Source organism: Flexivirga caeni (assembly GCF_003724155.1).
GTDB classification, from domain to species: Bacteria; Actinomycetota; Actinomycetes; order Actinomycetales; family Dermatophilaceae; genus Flexivirga; species Flexivirga caeni.
Window position 1 is genome coordinate 1 of sequence record NZ_RJJQ01000012.1, and the last position, 16,906, is coordinate 16,906.

The following is a 16,906-nucleotide window of genomic DNA, read 5'->3' on the forward strand; positions in this document are numbered from 1 at the left end:
GGATGCGGTGACGTTCCCGGGTCGGGATGGGATGGCGCAGTTCGCGGTGTCCGGGGACGCGGTGCGGGTGTTCACTGCGCAGCAACGCGTCACCAACTTGGCGAAGGCAGCACGGGCTGCCGGTGACGAGCGGACGCTGGCGCAGTTGCGGGCGGATATCGCCACCGACTTGCTGATCCGGGGCGTCGTCCCCGGCGACGAACACCTCGGGGCGGCGCCCGCGGGGAAACTGCACGTCATCGTGAACCTCGCATCGATCCTGCCCGACCAGGACGAGGCCGCGGATGTGGCGGAGGTGCCGGGGCATGGGTTCCTGTCCCCCGACCAAGTGCGGCAGGTCGCCATCAAGGCGGGTCGACGTGGGCGCGGTTGGTGACGGACCCGGTGACCGGGGTCGTGATCGATGCGGCGAACACCTACCGGGTCCCGGCCGGGATGGCCCGCCTGGTGAAAGCGCGGGATCACACCTGCCGGGCACCCGGCGACTGCGGGGTCACCGCCGCGGAGGCGGACCTGGACCACGACACCGCATACCAACCCGGCGCGCAAACCCCGGCGGCTGGTGGGACGCACCCGCAGAACCTGCACGCGGCGCACCGGGGGCATCACCAGGCGAAAACCGGCCGGTTCTGGACCAGTGAGCAGCATGAGGATGCGTCGATCACCTGGCGAACCCTGACCCGGCGGGTGACCACGACCCCGTTCGATCATCACCGCCCCGAGGATCACAGCCCGCCGGCGGTCAGTTGGGCCGAGCAACGATTCGGGATCCACCTCGCTCTCACCCAGGAACCGGACCTGCACCGGAGTGTGTTCACCGACATCGACGACATGCACGTGCTCACCGACGTGGCCGAAGAACACGAACCGCACCGTCGGCAGACCGGCCGGATCCAGATCTTCCGCTGCTACGACGACATCCGCGTCGAATACCCCGAACCCCCACCACCCTTCTAACTACGGACACTCGGGCGCGGAATGCGCCGTGCCGGTGTGAGGTGCCAGACCGCCACGAAACCCGGGTCAGCAGCCAAAACCACGCAATATCAGCACGATTCAACGCCGATCGATCGGGTGACAGCACACCCCGCACCGAAGCTGTCGTTAGATCAGCGCTTCCCTAGGGACCGAGCAGCCGGAGGCGCCTGTTCTGAATGGAATGCGGAGGCAGGCGGCGTGTCGAGGCCGGGTGCGCGATCGTGCCCAGCCGTCGCCGGTAACTGCGTCGAGTGGGCACTCACTGGTGATTAGCGTGGCCCGCGGTGGTCGAGCGACAACACACGGGCCACGCTGCCCTTGGAGTCGGCGGAGCCGTCGCGTTTACACTGCGACGCCGACTGCGGGCGCTGACCTGGCCGAGCAACACCTCGGGCCCCGCCCGCACCGCTGCCCGCCGGTCCGAAGCTAGCCCGCTTGTTACACTCGCCCCGCCTCGTCCGGCGCCGCGAGCCGTTCGGGCGGCGACAACCTTGAGGAAGTGACCGTGTGAAGACGTATGGCGTCGTGCTCGCCGGTGGTGTGGGTGCCCGGCTCGGGCTGAGTGTGCCCAAGCAGATGGTGAAGGTGTCCGGCAAGACGATCCTGGAGCACACCGTCGCGGCGCTGCACGACTCGGCGGTCATCGACGAGATGATCGTCATGGTCACTCCCGGCTGGTCGGAGCGCACGGCCACGATCCTCGCCGACAAGTACCCCAAGGTGTCGCGCATCCTGGAGGGCGGCGCCAGCCGCAACGAGACGACGATGCGCGTCCTGAACGCGATCGAGGACGAAGAAGCCAAGATCCTCCTGCACGACGCGGTGCGCCCCCTCGTCGACGGCCGCATCCTGGGCGAGTGCGCGACCGCGCTGGACAGCTACAACGCCGTCGACGTCGTCATCCCCTCGGCCGACACCATCGTGACCGTCGACGCCGACGACATCATCACGCACATCCCGGACCGCGGTTTCCTGCGCCGCGGCCAGACCCCGCAGGGGTTCAAGCTGTCGGTGCTGCGAGCGGCATACGAACTCGCCGCCGAGGACCCCTACTTCTCGGCGACCGACGACTGCGGCGTGGTGCTGAAGTACCTGCCCGACGTGCGGACCAAGACGATCCAGGGCTCCGACCGCAATATGAAGGTCACCTACCCCCTGGACATGTACATCGTCGACAAGTTCTTCCAGCTCGGCACCCAGGAAGCGCCGCTGCCCGAGGGCGACCTGCGCGACCACTTCAGCGGCAAGACCATCGTCGTCCTCGGCGGCAGCTACGGCATCGGCGCCGAGATCGACCGCCTGGCGCGAGGGTATGGCGCGACGGTCGTCGCCCACGGCCGCTCCACCACGGGCCTGCACGTCGAGGACGCCGAGCAGATCGCGCGGGCCTTCGAGAAGACCGCGCGGGAGCACGGCCAGATCGACGCGGTGGTGCTCACCGCCGGCGTGCTGCAGATGGGCCGGCTCGCCGACGCCAGCCCGGAGGACGTCGCGAAGGTGATCAACGTCAACTACCTGGCGCCGGTCAACGTCGCGCGCGCGGCATACCCCTATCTGAAGCAGTCCGGCGGTCACCTGCTGAACTTCACCTCGTCGTCATACACGCGCGGCCGGGAGAACTACGCGCTCTACTCCTCCACGAAGGCCGCCGTGGTGAACCTGACCCAGGCGCTCTCCGAGGAGTGGGCGGCCGACGACATCAAGGTCAACGTGATCAACCCCGAGCGGGCCGCGACGCCGATGCGGCTCAACGCGTTCGGCGAGGAAGCGCCCGGGTCGCTGCTGTCCGCGGAGGCGGTCGCCGAGGCGTCGCTGGAGGTGCTCGCGTCCGAACTCACCGGTGCCGTCATCGACGTGCGCCGCCAGCTGCCGCGCGATGGGTCGGCCCGGAAGACTCCGTAGCGGCTTGCGGGCCGCGCGGTCATCCGGGTGATGGTCGCCGCGTCGTTCACCCGCCCGTCAGCCTGCGGTGCCGGGTGACTTCGCCGCCGCGGCGAGGGCGCCTTGAAGGTCGTTGTCGAACGACGGGGCACCGTTGCCGTAGAGCGCGATCACGTGCCGCAGGATCGGGAACGACTGACTGCCGCTGGACTGGGTGTAGACCGGTTCGACATACATCAGCCGTCCGGCGACCGGAATCGCCACCAGGGTGCCGAGCACCACGTTGGACTGACCGCCGCGCTGCAGCGTCAGTGCCTCGGTGATGGTCGTGTCCGACTCGATGTCGTTCTGCACCTGTGACGGCGACTCGCCGCCGCCTTCGGACGGGAACTCCAGCACCGTGAACTTGCCGTAGTCGGGGCCCGGCTGCGCATCGACGGACAGGAACGCGGCGAGGTCGCGTCCGTTGTAGGTGACCATCGGGCTGGACAGCGAATAACGCGGCTTCCCATAGCCGTCGGCCGACATGGTGATGTATGACGCGGGCTGGTTCGGCGACGACCCCGAGCTCGACGAGCCCTTGGCGTTGATCTTCTTGGCGGCGGCGACCGTCGGGTCCGTCGGCACGGTCCAGAAGTCGTTGCCGCTGTAGAAGTTGGCGGCGCCGGTGACGTGATATTTCGCGAGCAGGGTGCGCTGCACGTTGAACATGTCGGTCGGGTAGCGCATCTGCGACAACAGCGCCGACGGGATGCTCGACTGCGGCTTGACCAGGCCCGGGAAGACCCCTTCCCACGCCTTCAGCAGCGGGTCCGGCTGGGCCTGCTGGTTCCACGCGTAAAGCGTCACCTTGCCGGTGTAGGCGTCGACGACGGCCTTCACCGAGTTGTGCATGTAGTTGACTCCGACGCTCGGCTGCGAGACCGACGCACCGTTCTGCGTCAGGGTCGTGTTGGTGGCCGAGCGCAGATTGATCATCTGCGAGTCGGGGTACTTGTTCGAGGTGGTGTAGCCGTCGACGATCCACTTGATCTTGCCGTCCACGACCGCGGGGTAGACGTCGCCGTCCAGCTTCAGCCAGGGCGCGACCTGGGCGACCCGGGTGCGCGGGTTGCGGACCTCCAGCAGCTGCGAGGCGCTGTTCAGCTCCGAGCTGAACAGGATGCTCGGGCTGTTCAGCTGCACCGCGAACAGGAAGCGGCGCAGCGTCGACCCGATCGGAATGCCGCCGTTGCCCCGGTACGTGGTGTGGGCCGAGTCCGACGACCCCTTCGCGCCCGGGTGGTCGAACTCGATGTTCTGGTGGCTGCCCTTGGGCTGACCCACGATGGCGTAGGAGCCGGAGGGGAACCCCTGCCCGAAGTAGACCTGCGGCCGGGTCACCGGAATGTCCTGTGCAGGCGGCATTCCGCCGTTGAGGAAGATCGGGCTCTCCGTCGCGGCGTCCATCTTCGAGGTCGGCGCGGCCACGATGCCGTAACCGTGCGTGTAGACCAGGTGGGTGTTCACCCAGCTGCTGCTCGGGATGCCGGACAGGTTCAGCCCGCGGGTCGCCAGCGCCACGTCCTCACCGGGCGCGCCCGGAAGGTTGTAGTGGCCGATGTCCAGTGTCGACTTGAACCGGTAGTAGGGCTGCAGCTGCTGCTTGACCGTGAACGTCGGCGACATCTTGTTCGGGTCGAGCACCGGGATCTGTGCCGTGCTGCCCGCCAGCTTGAGTACCTGGGCGCTGTCGGTCGTGTTGGTCGAGTTGTACGGGACGGTCGTGACGTTGTGCTCCAGACCGAACGCCGTCATCGTCGCCGCCTGGTTCCGTGCGATCTCGGACAGGTCGACCGATGCCTGGCTGGGCGCCTCACGCAGCCGGTAGAACAGCTTCGGCCAGCCGACCCCGATCACCATGGCCGCGATCAGCAGGGTCGCGAGGGCGCCCACGAGCATCCGGGCGCGACCCACGACGGCCGCATTCGCGATCAGCGCCGCCGCACACAGCACCGCGATCACCACCATGACGTATTTGCTGGGCACCAGCGCGTGCACCGCCGTGTAGCCCGCGCCGGTGACGGGGCCCTGGCTGGAGGTGGTGGCGGCGTAGCGGGCCAGCCAGTAGCCGATCCCCTTCAACAGCACGTATGCCGCGCAGAGCACCGACAGCAGGATCACGAAGTTGCGGGTGACCTTCTGCCGCCCGCCGCGGACACGCCACCCGCCATACCAGTAGCCCGCAACGACAGCGATGACCAGGCCGTACTGGACGGCGCTGATCAGCAGCGAGTCGATCGCGACATGGAAGGGGTAGACCTCGACGTAGAACGAGATGTCCTTGTGGAACACCGAGTCCTTCTGGTGCCACGGCTGCGCGTGGCTCCACAGCAGGTAGGTCTGCCACCGAGCGGCTGCGCGCTGGCCGATATTCACGCCGGGGACGACGATGGCGGCCAGCACCAGCAACCACGCGAACCGCGGCTCGTAGCGGCGGAAGGTGTTGCGGAAGACGTCGTTCTGCGGGTTCGTTGCGAGTCGCGGGCGCGCCTTCCGCGCGGCGATCAGGGTGCCGCCGCCGATCGCTGCGGCGATCACCGCGAAGACGGTGAAGAGCAGGACCTTGGACCAGATCTCCTTGCGATAGACCGAGCCGGCACCCACCGAGTCGAACCACAGGTAGGTGGTCGCGATCTGCACCGCGACCTCGAAGAGTTCGTAGAGGGCGATGATCGCGAGCACCGCGATGCCGAGCCGGATCAACCAGCGGCGCAGGAGCCCGCCAAGTTTCTTGCGGCCCTCCGGCTCGGCCAGCGGGTTCGCGGGTAGGCGCAACAAGCTCACTGGATCTCACCTCGTCGGTGGCGGACGACGATGTGCCAGCAGTGCATGGATGGCCTCCTGTGCAGGGCTCCTGCGACGGTGCAGACGAGCCGAAGACGGTCGGCGGGCCCAGGTAGGCCCGGTTAGGTCGGCGAGATCATATGGAGGAAACTTGAATGCGACGTTCAGGAAACTACCTCGTTGCCGGGCACTTCGCGTGGCGGGCCCACAACGCGCATGACGTATCCTGCACGTCGTGACTCAGTCAGGCCAGGCAACGACGGCTACGCCGGCCTCCTCCGCGCTACCGGCGAAGGAGGTGCAGGCGCTCGTCTCCCGTTACGGGCTGAAGCGCGCCGGATCCCGGGCGTCGCTGGCCGACTACACCCGCGAACTGTGGCAGCGACGTTACTTCATCGCCGAGTTCTCGCGAGCGACGAACGCCTCCGGCTACTCCTCCAGCATGCTCGGACAGTACTGGCAGGTGTTGACACCGCTGCTCAACGCGGGTGTCTACTACGTGATGTTCGGCCTCATCCTCGGCACCAGCCGGCACGTGCACAACTACACCGGCTTCCTGGTCGTCGGGGTCTTCGTCTTCCAGTTCATCCAGACGTCGATCAACAGCGGCTCGCGAGCGTTGCAGTCATACAAGTCGCTGGCACGCACGCTGCGCTTCCCGCGAGCGGTCTTCCCGCTGGCGTCCACGTCGATCGCGCTGGAGCAGCTGCTGGCATCGCTGGTCGTGCTGGTGCCGATCATCCTGCTGACCGGCGAGTCGATCAGGGTGCAATGGATCGAGGTGGTTCCGGCCCTCGCGCTGGTGACGATGTTCGGCACTGGTATGGCGTTCATCTTCGCGCGCATCGGTTCCAAAGTGCCCGACGTGTCGCAAATGCTGCCGTTCGTGCTGCGCGTGTGGTTCTACTTCTCCGGCATCATGTACAGCATCCAGCAGTTCACCAAGAATCGCCCTGCGTGGGTCGGCGAGACCATGAGCAACAACCCGGCCACGATCTACGTGAACCTGTTCCGCAGCGCGTTCCTCGGCGGCTACGGACAACCGCTGACGGTGTGGCTGGCCGGCCTGGCCTGGAGCGTCGTGGTTCTCGCGGCGGGCTACGTCTACTTCTGGAAGGCCGAGGAGGATTACGGTCGTGACTAGCCCCAGCGGAGAACGCCGGCCGACGGTCATCGCCGACGACATCCACCTGACCTACAAGATCACCGGCAAGTTCGCCCAGCGTGGCGGCGTGGTCGCGCTCGCCCGTGCCGTCACCGGGAAGACGTCGCCGGGCATGCGTGAGGTGAAGGCCGTCCGCGGGGTGAGCTTCACCGCCTGGGAGGGCGAGGCGATCGGCTTGATCGGCCCGAACGGTTCCGGGAAGTCGACCCTGTTGCGCGGCATAGCCGGTCTCCTCACGCCCGCCGCGGGTGCGGTCTACACACTCGGCGACCCGGCCCTGCTGGGCGTCAACGCCGCGCTGATCTCGACGATGAGCGGTGAGCGCAACATCCTGCTCGGCTGCCTGGCGATGGGTATGACGCCGGAGGAGGTCGAGGAAAAGTATGACGACATCGTCGACTTCGCCGGCATCGGCGAGTTCGTCTCGTTGCCGATGAATGCCTATTCCAGTGGTATGGGCGCGCGCCTGCGTTTCGCGATCGCGGCCAGCAAGGCGCAGGACATCCTGCTGATCGACGAGGCACTCGCAACGGGTGACGCCGAGTTCCGGCAGCGCAGCGAGAAACGCATCCTGCAATTGCGCGAACGAGCCGGCACGGTGTTCCTGGTCAGCCACAGCCTCGGCGTCGTCCGGGAAACCTGCGACCGGGCGATCTGGCTCGAAGAGGGCCTGGTCGTGATGGACGGCGAGACCGAGGAAGTCCTGGACGCCTACGAGTCCAGGCATGACCCGAAGAAGGCAGCCGCACGTCGCGAGATGCGCGCCGCCGAGCAGGCGCGAGAGGCTGCCGAGCAGGCCAGGGGGGCCGACGCGAAGGCAGCCGGCTAGTCACCTGCCGGAAGTCGTCGCCGCCCGTGCCGACCGCAGCGCGGCGGCGTCGTCGAAGAAGCGATTGCTCGGCGGCTGCCAGAGCAGCCAGACGACAGCGGCACCCACCAGGACCGTCGGCGCTTCCGCGATCGCGGCGGCCGCGGTGCCGCGTGTCGCCATACCGATCGTGAGCAGCAGGTTCATCCCGGCCAGCACGGTCGCCACCAGGCGCGCCCACGACTGTCCGCGACTGACGGTCACGGCCATCAGCAGCCAGCAGAGCACCGCGAGCACCGACATGACCACGAAGGCGGCGTAGGTGAGGTTCGCGGCGTGCTGCAGGTTGGCCCCGGACAGCCGGTCGCCGGGGGAGCGCCTCGCGTTGGTGTGCTTCAGGGCGCGCACGATCGCCGGTTTGGACCGGGCGTTCACCAGCACCCCGATGAGCGCCAGCAGCAGCCCGGCATACATCAGCCGGGTGGCGGTCACGACCTGTGGCGGCCGCAGCTGGGCCAGCCGTGGCGGGGCGGGGGCGGCGGTCATAAGTCCCAGCTTGGCAGGCATGCGACCGGTGTGCGGGCCAGTCGCCGATACGTGCGGGCGCGTGCCCGGTTACAGTCGAGCGCGTGCTCATCGACCTGCATACCCACTCCGCCCAGAGCGACGGCACCCAGTCGCCCGCGGAGGTGATGCGATCCGCCGCCGATGCGGGCCTGGACGTCGTGGCCCTGACCGACCACGACACGATGCGCGGGTGGGGGCAGGCAGCGCGTGCGGTGCGCGACACCGGCGTCACCTTCGTGCCGGGCATCGAGATCTCCTGCGCGTATGACGGCATCAGCGTCCACCTGCTCGGCTACTTCGTCGACCCGCTGGACGCCGCACTGCTCGCCGAGCTCGAGCGGGCGCGGGCGTCCCGGCGGACCCGCGCGCAGCGGATGGTGGAGCGGCTCGCGCCCGACACGGGGCTGACGTGGGCCCAGGTGCAGGAGCAGTTCGGCGCCGACACCACCATCGGTCGTCCGCACATCGCCGACGCGCTGATCGCGGCCGGGGTCGTCGCGTCGCGGGAAGAGGCGTTCGCGTCATACCTCGCCACGGGCTCGAAATATCACGTGTCCCACTACGCGCCCGACCCGGCACACGCCACCCGGCTGGTGCGCGCGGCCGGGGGAGTGCCGGTCATGGCGCACCCGTTCGCCGCGAGCCGCGGCCGCACCGTCGGTCTCGACGTGATCGACCGGATGGCGGACGCCGGTCTTGCCGGGCTGGAGGTGCACCATCGCGATCATAGTGACGAAGAGATCGGGCGGGGTCTGCGACTGGCCGATCGGCTCGGTCTCCTGGTCACCGGTTCGAGCGACTACCACGGCACCGGCAAGCCCAACCAGCTCGGTGAAAACACCACTGCGCAAAGAGTTTTCGAGCAACTCGTCGAGCAGGCGACCTCTGGCACGGGGCCGATCCGGCCGTAGCGCCGGCGGTATGACGTGCCGGTCGTCCCGAGCCACACGTGCAGGGCAAATAAAGATCGCCGGCACATCCCCGGCATGTGCCGGCGATCTCCCCTGGATCGTCGCTCGGCTCCCCCGCGGCGCGAACGATCTGGATCAATAGTGCTGGATTGTCTCTCGATCAGCTATGCGACCGGGGCTGAATTTTCGCTGGACTAGTCCTAGGTCCTAGGACTAGTCCCTGCGGGTCGGGCGCACGGGCTGCAGAGCCGCCTCGATGCCGGCGCGCTGGGCGACGCCGAGCTTGCGCAGGATATTGCCGACGTGCGTCTTGACCGTCTTCTCCGAGATGTGCAGCCGCTGCGCGAGGTCGGCGTTGCTAGCGCCGTCCCGGGAGATCAGCCGGGCGATCTCCCGCTCCCGAGGGGTCAGCCCGGCCGCCGGGTCAGGCAGGTCGGACGGTTCCTCGCGCAACCCGCCGAACTCGCCGAACAGCTCGCCGATCTCGACCTGCAGTGTCTCCGACAGCTGCTGCACCCCGTATGCCGCCTCGGCCAGCTCGCCCCCGACATCCGACGCCAGCTGCGCCAGCTCACGGATCGCGCGGTGCAGCCGGTTGAGGCGATGGGTCAGGTTGTCGATCAGGTCCGTCTCGTCCCGCAGCCCGGAGGAGTCCAGCTCCGGATAGATCGAGTAGAGATCCAGGTGGTCCTGCGCGGCGACGTCCCGGGCGAAGGAATGCATCAGTGCGCGGCCCAGCCATTCCAGGGCGCGGATCGCCTCATCGTCATACACGTGCGGCTGCAGGCTCTGCGCGCTCATCACGCCGCCGACCTCGCCGGTCTGGCCGTCCGGCAGCGGCACGACGACGGCGTCCAGGGACACCTCGTCGGTGTTGCCGAACGGGATGCTGTTGTTCAGTCGCCGGCCACGGTCGGACGCGTAGATGTAGGGCCGGTTGCTGCTGCGCACCCAGTGCCCGACGCCGTCCCTGCTGTAGTGGCCGATGCTGGGCCGCAGGAACTGGTCCCGGTCGAAGATGTAGGGGATGAAGATGGTGTCCGCGCCGCGGAAGAAGCCGATGTAGAAGCTGTCCACCCGGGTCAGCGCCGAGATCGTCGACCGGCACACGGCATACCGGGCGGCGTGCTGGTCGCGTTCGCTCGCGCGCAGCCACCGGTCGGCGGCGCGTAGCCGGTCGACGTATCGCGGGCTGAACCGCGGGGTGCTCACGAAGCGGGTCAGGCCTGCTCGGCCGACGAGCGGTCCGCGGACTCCCCGCGACGGGTCCGGCGGCGTCGGCGCGGGGTGCGCCGGGCCGAGCCATCACCCTCCGCGGCCGGAGCCGAAGCCGGTTTCCCGCCGCGTGACCGGCCGCCGGCACCGCGGGCGCCGTCGCGGCCGCCGTGGCGTTTGCCGGTCTCGCCCAGGTCCTCGAGACGTTCGGCGCCCAGCCCGGCCCGGGTGCGCCGGGCGCGCGGCAACTCACCGGTCGCCGAGGCCGGGATGTCGAGGTCGGTGAAGAGGTGTGCGGAGGAGGAGTAGGTCTCCGGCGGGTCCGGGATGCCCAGGTCGAGCGCCTTGTTGATCAGGCCCCACCGGCTCAGGTCGTCCCAGTCGACGAAGGTGATCGCGGTGCCGGTGTTGCCGGCGCGACCGGTGCGGCCGATGCGGTGCACGTAGGTCTTCTCGTCCTCCGGGCACTGGTAGTTGACGACGTGCGTGACGTTCTCGACGTCGATGCCGCGGGCGGCGACGTCGGTGGCGACCAGGGTGTCGACCTTGCCGGTGCGGAACGCACGCAGCGCCTGTTCGCGGGCGCCCTGGCCGAGGTCGCCGTGCAGCGCGGCGGCGGCGAAACCACGGGTGGTCAGCTCATCGCTGACCTTGGCGGCGGTGCGCTTGGTGCGGGTGAAGACGACCGTGAGACCGCGGCCCTCGGCCTGCAGGATGCGCGCCAGCATCTCGACCTTGTCGAGGGCGTGCGCCCGGTAGACGAACTGCTCTGTCGCGGCGACCGTCTGCCGGTCGTCGCCGTCCTCGCTCATCGCGCGGATATGCGTCGGCTGGGTCATGTAGCGACGGGCCAGCGACACGACGGCGCCCGGCATGGTCGCCGAGAAGAGCATCGTCTGCCGCGACGCCGGGGTCATCGCCAGCAGCTTCTCCACGTCGGGCAGGAAGCCCAGGTCGAGCATCTCGTCGGCCTCGTCCAGCACCACGCTGCGGACGTAGCTGAGGTCCAGGTGGCCCTGACCCGCCAGGTCGATCAGCCGGCCGGGCGTGCCGACGACGACCTCGACGCCCTTGCGCAACTGCTCCACCTGCGGTTCGAAGGCCCGGCCGCCATAGATGGTCGCCACGCGGATGCCGCGGTGCTTCGCCGCGGTCTGCAGGTCGCCGGCGACCTGTACGGCGAGCTCGCGGGTCGGCGCGACGGCGAGGGCCTGCGGTTTGCCGGGAGCGGGCAGGTCGGCGAAGCCCGGGTCGCTCGGGCCGACGGTCTGCTGCAGCATCGGCACCGCGAAGCCGAGAGTCTTGCCGGTGCCGGTCTTGGCCTGGCCGATGATGTCGTGACCGGACATCGCGACCGGCAGCGTCATCGCCTGGATCGGGAACGGAGCGGTGATGCCGGCCTCGGTGAGGGCGGCGACGATGTCGGGGTGCACCCCGAAGTCGCCGAAGGTCTGTGTGGGTGTCTCGGTGTGCTCGTCGCTCATGAGTGTGTGTCTGAAGTGCTTCCTGTATCGGCGTGCGCCGCTCCAACATCGGCGGAAACGAATTCGCGCCGACGCGAGCATCGCGTCGCGGTATGGCGGAGCCGATCGGAGTTTTCGCAAGCGGGGCGTCCCCGCGGACTGTTTTCGTGAGCCGACCGGGCACCGTGGTCCGGGTTTCTCGTGCTGGACGGACTGCACGACGCGGCCCCTCCGCCTGCAAGTATACCGTGCCCCGGCGTGATCACCGGAATTCCCATTACCATGCGGGCATGGCCGACGACACCCCACCGGATCCTGCTGCCGGCATACGCACCGAGGCCGACCTGGCCGACCCGGCATACCGGCAGGGACTTCTCGCCTTACTGGGCGTGCTGGCGTATGGCGAGCTCGTCGGCTTCCTCACCATCGCGCAGGAGGCCGGTTTCGCGCCGTCCACCCAGGACCGGGTGACCGCCGCGCGGATCGCGACCCAGGAGTTCGGCCACTACGAACGGCTGGCCGCGCGCATCGCGGAACTCGGCGGCGACCCGCACAAGGCGATGGCGCCGTTCGTGGACGCGGTCGACGACTGGCACCGGCGGGCGGCTCCGACCGACTGGAGCGAGGCGCTGATGAAGGTCTATGCCGGAAACTCGATCGCCAACGACTTCTACCGCGAAGTGTCCGAGCTGGTCGACCCGCAAACCCGCGAACTCATGCTGGAGGTGCTGGAGGACAGCGGCCAGGTGGAGTTCGCGGCAGGCGAGTTGCGGCGCGCCATCGCGGCCGACGAACGCGTCGCGGGCCGGCTCGCGCTGTGGGGCCGGCGACTGATCGGTGAGGCACTGTCACAGGCCCAGCGGGTCGCCGCCGAGAACGACGACCTGATGGGGCTCCTGGTCGACACCGGGTCCGGCTACGGCCTCGACCTGGGCGGCTGGATGCACATGTTCACCCGGCTCACCGACGCGCACACCGCGCGGATGGAGGCGCTCGGCCTGTCCGCGTAATGCGTCTCGCCATACCCCCAAGCGGTATGGCGCGGCCGTCAGCGGTTGAGCTGCTTCCTCCCGGTGATCCCGCCGTAGATCACGATCGCCACACAGGCGACGACCACCGAGGCGATCCACGAGATCCACGGGTGCCCGCCGAGCGCCGCACCGAAGACGATGCCCACGATCAGCGACGAGATCACGCCGATCACGATCGTCATGAAGATGGAGATGTCCTGCTTGCCCGGCAAGATCAGCCTGGCCACCGCACCGATGATCAGACCCGCAATGATGGATCCGATGATTGCCTGGATCATGCTGCCTTCTCCTTCGCGTAGGCGCGCCGTCCGGGGACGGCACCGCACGTTCGACCCTGCTATACCCGGGCCGGACGTGCAAAAACGCACGCCGCGCCGCGTGGCGGGAATATCCGCTTGCGTGTCGCGATCCGGCCCGGCAAGGTTGGTCGACCCCTCAGGGTCGGTGCGGGATCGCTCAGGGTTGTTCCGCATGGCGTCCACGGCATATCCGACGCCATAGTCGAAGATGAAATTCGCAGGCATCCGCCAAGGAGGCTCACGCTGCGTTGGCGTTACGGTCGCAAGCTTCCTGCAACGCCAACGCATCTCAGGCCCTTATGCCTGTGCACAACAAACTTCAATCTCGGGAGGAAAGCATGTCCACTCCAGCAACCGCGGCTCCAGCGGCCGCCGGGCAGCAACAGCCGCCGGCCGCTGCGGCATACGAGCTGGTCAAGACGTACGGCAAGGGTGAGACGACCGTGCATGCGCTCCGCGGAGTGTCCGTGGAGTTCGCGGCGGGTGAGTTCACCGCCATCATGGGCCCGTCGGGGTCCGGCAAATCGACCCTGATGCACTGCCTGGCCGGCCTGGACACGGCCACCTCGGGCGCCGTGCAGATCGGCGAGATCGTGCTGACCCGGCTGAGCGACAAGCAGATGACCCGGCTGCGGCGCGACCGGGTCGGCTTCGTCTTCCAGGCGTTCAACCTGGTGCCCACCCTGACCGCCCGGGAGAACATCACGCTCCCGCTCGACATCGCCGGCCGCAAGCCCGACGCGGACTGGATGCAGACCGTCGTCGGCCGGCTCGGCCTGACCGACCGGCTCGGGCACCGACCGACCGAACTGTCCGGTGGACAGGTGCAGCGCGTGGCCTGCGCCCGCGCGCTCGTCGGCCGGCCGCAGATCATCTTCGGCGACGAGCCGACCGGCAACCTCGACTCGCGCTCCTCGGCCGAGGTGCTGTCGATCCTGCGCACCTCCGTGGACGACTTTGGTCAGACGGTCGTGATCGTGACGCACGACCCGCGCGCGGCGTCATACGCCGACCGGGTGATCTTCCTGGCCGACGGCCAGATCGTGAACGACCAGCGCGGCCTGAGCAGCGACGACATCTACGAATACATGAAGCACCTCGACGAGCACGGCCCCGACGGGCTGCAGGACTGACGCCATGGCTTCCACGATGCGCAAGGTCTCCTTGCGAAATCTCGCGGCGCACAAGGTGCGCCTGGCCCTCACCGTGCTCGCCGTGCTGCTCGGGACGTCGTTCGTCGCCGGGTCGCTGGTGTTCACCGGCACGATGTCGAGCGCGTTCAACGGCATCTTTGACAAGGTCGCGGTCGGGGTCGACGCGCAGATCACCCCGCGCAACAACGGCAGTGGCGGGTTCGCCGGCCGGTCGCAGACCCTCGGCATACCCGACTCGGTGATCTCACAGCTGCAGCAGGACCGCCAGCAGCTGCACATCGCCAAGATCGAGCCTGCCTACACCGGAGCGGTCGCGATCGCCAAGAAGGACGGCAGCGCCCTGCAGTCCGGCGGCGCGCCGAGTGTCGGCGTCGCCTGGACGCCGCCGGAGCAGGCGATCAACCCGCACGCGGAGCGGATCGTCAGCGGGCACGCACCGCAGGGCCCGACGCAGGTCGCCCTGAACGACTCGGCCGCCAAGAAGGCGCACCTGAGCGTGGGCGACACGACCAAGCTGGTCGTCGCGAACGGCACCGGCAAACCGATGCAGGTGACGATCGTCGGCATCAGCAAGTCCGTCGCGGACACGACCGGATACGTCCAGGTCAGCTTTCAGAAGGCGACCGCCGAGCGGCTGTTCAGCGACGGCTCGCACGCCTCCAGCGTCTCGATCTCCGCGCAGCCCGGGACCAGCTCCGACCAGTTGGTCGCGCAGCTGAAGGCGAAGTTCCCGCAGTACAAGATCGAGACCGGCGCGCAGGTGCGCAAGGACGCCAAGGCCGCGATCAACGGCTTCCTGCAGGTGTTCAACTACATCCTGCTGGCCTTCGCGGGGATCGGGCTGGTGGTCGGCACGTTCCTGATCTACAACACCTTCTCGATGATCGTCGCGCAGCGGGTCCGGGAGCTGGCGCTGCTGCGCAGCATCGGCGCCAGCAAACGCCAGATCTCCCGGTCGGTCCTGCTGGAGGCGCTGGTGATCGGCCTGGTCGGCGGCCTGGTCGGGCTCGGTGTCGGCATCGGCATCGCGGCCGGCCTGAAGGCACTGCTGTCCGCCAGCGGTTCCGGCCTGCCCAGCAGCAGCCTGGTCATCGGACCGACCCCGGTGATCGCCTGCCTCGTGGTCGGGGTGGTCGTCACGACGATCAGCGCCTGGTTCCCGGCCCGGCGCGCCTCGAAGGTGTCGCCGGTGGAGGCGATGCGCGAAGGTCAGACCGACGGGCAGTCCTCGATCCTGGTCCGCACCATCATCGGGCTGGTCTTCGCGGTGTTCGGGATCGTGCTGATCGCCGGAGCGGCGGCGAGCAAGGGCGGTGGCGGTCCGGCCGGCCTGGTCGGGCTCGGCGGTGTACTGCTGGTGATCGCGATCGTGCTCGCCGGACCGGCCATCAGCCGCCCGGTGATCCGGCTGGTGGGCTTCCTCGCCCGGCCGTTCGGCAAGATCGGCCAGCTCGCCCGCACCAACGCGGTGCGCAACCCGCGCCGGACCGCGGCGACCGCCTTCTCGCTCACCCTCGGGCTGATGCTGGTGGCCGTGATCGGCACCATGGGCTCATCGCTGAAGGGCAGCATCGAGCAAGCCGTCAAGAGTGACATCACCGGCGACCTGATCGTCAGCCCGCAGAACACCGCGGCGTTGCCGACCGGGGTCGGCCAGGACGTTCGCTCGGTCCAGGGCGTCGGCACCGTGGTGCAGATGCTCAACATGCTGGACGCCACCGGCAACGGCAAATCGGTCAACGGCGCGGTCGGCGTCTCCGGCGACCTGGCGTCGGTGTTCAAGTACACGATGATTCAGGGTTCGTCCACGATCCACCCCGAAGGCATGCTGATCTCGGACAAGATGGCCAAGGACGACGGCTGGAAGGTCGGGCAGACGATCGGGCTGACCACGAAGGCTGGCACGTCCGCGCAGGTGCCCATCACCGGCATCTACAAGGCCAACACCTTCTCCAGCGGCGCGCTCGTCGGCATCTCGGCATACGACAAGCTCGTGCCCGCGCAACTGCGGTCCACCAACGTCGTGATCATCAACGTTGCGCAGGGTGCCAAAGTCAGCACGGTCGAAAACCGGGTGGGACTCGCGATGAAGGACTACCTGACGGTGCGCGTGCAGACGAAGGAGCAGTTCGCGAACTCGAACGCGTCCTCGATCAACCAGTTGCTCGTGGTGCTCTACGGCATGCTCGGACTGGCGCTGGTGATCGCCGTCCTCGGCATCATCAACACCCTGGCCCTGTCGGTCGTCGAACGACGGCGGGAGATCGGGATGCTGCGAGCGGTCGGTATGGCGCGCGCCCAGGTGCGCCGGATGATCTACGTCGAATCGATCCTGATCGCGCTCTTCGGCGCCCTGCTCGGGATGGTCGTGGGCGTCGTCATCGGCTGGGCGCTGGTGAAGACCTTTGAGCCCGTGCTGACCGGCATCCACCCGATCATCCCGTGGGGCACGGTGGTCTTCACCCTGATCGCCGCCGCAGTGGTCGGTCTGCTCGCCGCGCTGTGGCCCGGCATCCGGGCCGCCCGCACCAAACCGCTGGAGGCCATTGCCGACGTGTGATCGTGGGCGCTGTATGCCAGTGCCATGTGTCGAACGGCCGGTCCCCTT

At 68.4% G+C, this 16,906-nt stretch carries 13 protein-coding genes and 1 pseudogene; 9 read left to right on the top strand and 5 right to left on the bottom strand.

Going from position 1 to position 16,906, the window contains the following annotated elements; translation table 11 throughout:
- The 3 genes and pseudogenes from EFY87_RS12185 to EFY87_RS12195 all read left to right on the top strand — a co-directional run.
- Positions 1–376: pseudogene (locus EFY87_RS12185) on the top strand (hypothetical protein); the annotation flags it as partial.
- Positions 373–957, top strand: a complete 585-nt coding sequence (locus tag EFY87_RS12190) for a hypothetical protein (RefSeq protein WP_123271764.1) — start codon at positions 373–375, stop codon at positions 955–957. The pseudogene EFY87_RS12185 and the gene EFY87_RS12190, both read left to right, overlap by 4 nt.
- 528 nt (positions 958–1,485) lie before the next feature.
- On the top strand, positions 1,486–2,880 hold the full coding sequence (locus EFY87_RS12195; RefSeq protein ID WP_123271765.1) for a bifunctional cytidylyltransferase/SDR family oxidoreductase: 1,395 nt from the start codon (positions 1,486–1,488) through the stop codon (positions 2,878–2,880).
- A 57-nt stretch (positions 2,881–2,937) separates the two neighbouring features.
- Here EFY87_RS12195 and EFY87_RS12200 read toward each other — a convergent pair whose 3' ends face one another.
- Positions 2,938–5,685 carry a UPF0182 family protein gene (locus tag EFY87_RS12200; protein ID WP_123271766.1) on the bottom strand — a complete coding sequence of 916 codons (2,748 nt, stop codon included), beginning with the start codon at positions 5,683–5,685 and terminating at the stop codon, positions 2,938–2,940.
- A 235-nt stretch (positions 5,686–5,920) separates the two neighbouring features.
- Between EFY87_RS12200 and EFY87_RS12205 the strand changes: the two genes are divergently transcribed.
- Both EFY87_RS12205 and EFY87_RS12210 read left to right on the top strand, forming a co-directional pair.
- Positions 5,921–6,829, top strand: a complete 909-nt coding sequence (locus EFY87_RS12205) for an ABC transporter permease (RefSeq protein WP_220093610.1) — start codon at positions 5,921–5,923, stop codon at positions 6,827–6,829.
- Entirely contained in the window at positions 6,822–7,679 is an 858-nt protein-coding gene (locus EFY87_RS12210; RefSeq protein WP_245988611.1) for an ABC transporter ATP-binding protein, read from the top strand. The genes EFY87_RS12205 and EFY87_RS12210 overlap by 8 nt, the downstream gene beginning before the upstream one ends.
- Here the strand turns inward: EFY87_RS12210 and EFY87_RS12215 are convergent, their stop codons facing one another.
- The gene (locus tag EFY87_RS12215; protein ID WP_148043318.1) at positions 7,680–8,225 is read right to left on the bottom strand and encodes a hypothetical protein; all 546 of its coding nucleotides are present in this window, start codon (positions 8,223–8,225) and stop codon (positions 7,680–7,682) included.
- A gap of 62 nt (positions 8,226–8,287) precedes the next feature.
- Here EFY87_RS12215 and EFY87_RS12220 point away from each other — a divergent pair, with 62 nt between their 5' ends.
- Positions 8,288–9,136 (top strand): PHP domain-containing protein, encoded by an 849-nt coding sequence (locus EFY87_RS12220; protein WP_123271770.1) that lies wholly within the window; start codon positions 8,288–8,290, stop codon positions 9,134–9,136.
- Positions 9,137–9,349: 213 nt separating this feature from the next.
- Here the strand turns inward: EFY87_RS12220 and EFY87_RS20925 are convergent, their stop codons facing one another.
- Together EFY87_RS20925 and EFY87_RS12230 are read right to left on the bottom strand one after the other, a co-directional pair.
- On the bottom strand, positions 9,350–10,348 hold the full coding sequence (locus EFY87_RS20925; protein ID WP_245988612.1) for a helix-turn-helix transcriptional regulator: 999 nt from the start codon (positions 10,346–10,348) through the stop codon (positions 9,350–9,352).
- Between the two features lie 8 nt (positions 10,349–10,356).
- Positions 10,357–11,835 carry a DEAD/DEAH box helicase gene (locus EFY87_RS12230; RefSeq protein WP_123271771.1) on the bottom strand — a complete coding sequence of 493 codons (1,479 nt, stop codon included), beginning with the start codon at positions 11,833–11,835 and terminating at the stop codon, positions 10,357–10,359.
- A gap of 269 nt (positions 11,836–12,104) precedes the next feature.
- Between EFY87_RS12230 and EFY87_RS12235 the strand changes: the two genes are divergently transcribed.
- Positions 12,105–12,824 carry a ferritin-like fold-containing protein gene (locus tag EFY87_RS12235; protein ID WP_123271772.1) on the top strand — a complete coding sequence of 240 codons (720 nt, stop codon included), beginning with the start codon at positions 12,105–12,107 and terminating at the stop codon, positions 12,822–12,824.
- A 38-nt stretch (positions 12,825–12,862) separates the two neighbouring features.
- Here the strand turns inward: EFY87_RS12235 and EFY87_RS12240 are convergent, their stop codons facing one another.
- The gene (locus EFY87_RS12240; protein ID WP_181445486.1) at positions 12,863–13,123 is read right to left on the bottom strand and encodes a GlsB/YeaQ/YmgE family stress response membrane protein; all 261 of its coding nucleotides are present in this window, start codon (positions 13,121–13,123) and stop codon (positions 12,863–12,865) included.
- 359 nt (positions 13,124–13,482) lie between these two features.
- On the opposite strand from EFY87_RS12240, the gene EFY87_RS12245 reads away from it, so the two are divergent.
- Positions 13,483–14,277 carry an ABC transporter ATP-binding protein gene (locus EFY87_RS12245; RefSeq protein ID WP_123271773.1) on the top strand — a complete coding sequence of 265 codons (795 nt, stop codon included), beginning with the start codon at positions 13,483–13,485 and terminating at the stop codon, positions 14,275–14,277.
- Between the two features lie 4 nt (positions 14,278–14,281).
- On the top strand, positions 14,282–16,858 hold the full coding sequence (locus EFY87_RS12250) for an ABC transporter permease (protein WP_123271774.1): 2,577 nt from the start codon (positions 14,282–14,284) through the stop codon (positions 16,856–16,858).
- Positions 16,859–16,906 lie beyond the last annotated feature (48 nt).